Here is a 249-nt window from a genome sequence, read left to right as displayed (position 1 = left end):
TTGGAGCGTCGAATCTCAGCTGAAGTTTCGTCAAACCTGAGCAGATCCCGACAAGTTGCACCGACCTCGTCGATGTTTCTCCCCAGATCTCCTTGGCTCCAGTCTAAACCCCAGAAGTAGTGCTAGTGTTGTCGTTTTGATCTTGTGGAACGAAAATCCAGCACGGTTTCGATAGTAGCAGCTTGTTTGGTCACGCTGAAAGCCGCTCGCATCAATTGTTGCAGAACCTGACCAGCCAGCCTGCTCCGC

The 249-nt window shown here is 51.8% G+C and carries 1 pseudogene; it reads right to left on the bottom strand.

What is annotated here, in order from left to right:
* Nucleotides 1–123 precede the first annotated feature (123 nt).
* Nucleotides 124–249: pseudogene (locus O2S87_RS19395) on the bottom strand (IS5/IS1182 family transposase); the annotation flags it as partial.

This window comes from Halohasta sp. A2, assembly GCF_056175805.1.
Note: the sequence above shows the minus strand (reverse complement) of the source record. Positions and strands in the feature narration are given on the sequence as shown.